Source organism: Streptomyces sp. NPDC045701, from assembly GCF_056432045.1.
This window is the reverse complement of the sequence record NZ_JBWKJV010000236.1, coordinates 1-1,018: the sequence shown is the minus strand read 5'-3', so window position 1 is coordinate 1,018 and position 1,018 is coordinate 1. Positions and strand designations below refer to the sequence as shown.

Sequence of the window (1,018 nt, the reverse complement as noted above, 5' to 3'; positions counted from 1 at the left end):
CGCCGGAGCCGCGACAACGGCCCGCCTCACCGCCGCTCACGCTGCAACGCCAATCACATCGGCCCGGTTCGCGCCGCGCCTAAGATCGGCCCCGGCGGCCGTCCGCGCCGCCTCGTACCGCCAGGCCAGTCCCTCGCGCGCAAGCGCCGTCGCCCTCGGGCCGCCCCCGCGGCGCGCGCCGTCCGTCGTCCCGTTCACGGAGAAGACCATGAGCCGAAGCCTTCCGATCGTGTGCCTGTTCCTGCTCGCCGCCGCCTTCGCCGGCGACGCGCTCGGCAAGAAGAACGTTGTCCGCCAGCTAGGCGGCGCCTGCGGCGAAGATTCCGACATCGTCGCCACCTGCGATGTCGGCATGAGTTGCAAATCCGGCTCCTGCGCGATGAACAGCTACCTGTCCGAGGCGTCGCGCAGTTGCCGCGACATCATGATCAAGGCCGGCGTCATCGGCCAGCGCGAGACCGTCGCCGTGCACGACGGCTTTTGCTACAAGACCTGCGACGGCATGTACGAACTGGCGATGGAAGCCACGCCGGTGACCGAACGCCTGATGTCGCGCGCACGCGTCGGCTCGAAAGAGTTCGGCGAGGAAGTGGCCAAACTCTCCGACAGCGAGAAGGCCACGTTCAAGGCCGCGGAAGACAAGTGCAACTCGTGCGGGAAGCAATGCACGATCGGTTCGAGCTTCCTCGGGCGCGGCGGTTATTGAATCGCCGTCGCGGCGTGCGCCGCGCCGAACCGGCTAAGGCAGGCCGGCCAGAACGCCGGCCACGGACGCGCCGCGCGTCGCCACCGCGTCGACGGGCAACGCCTGCGCGGCGGTCGCGGCGCAGCGGCCGGCGTGGGCGCCGAGGCCGGTGCGAAAGCCGGTACGAAAGCCTGCGCGCAACGGCCTCGCCGCCAGCGCCACCGACGGCGCTGCCGACTGGTGCGCCAATGAACGCTGGGTCCGCTGCACCCACTGCAAGGCCGCCGGCGTGCGCGCGGCCGCGTGCCGCGCATCGTCGGGCGCGAACCGCAG

The 1,018-nt window shown here is 71.2% G+C and carries 2 protein-coding genes; one reads left to right on the top strand and one right to left on the bottom strand.

From position 1 onward, the window contains the following. Positions 1–706, top strand: a 706-nt coding sequence (locus AC07DW_RS34680; protein ID WP_478861560.1) for a hypothetical protein, incomplete at its 5' end; no start/stop codon positions are given. A 33-nt stretch (positions 707–739) separates the two neighbouring features. Here AC07DW_RS34680 and AC07DW_RS34675 read toward each other — a convergent pair. Further along, the coding region (locus tag AC07DW_RS34675; RefSeq protein WP_478861559.1) for a hypothetical protein at positions 740–1,018 on the bottom strand (279 nt) is incomplete at its 5' end.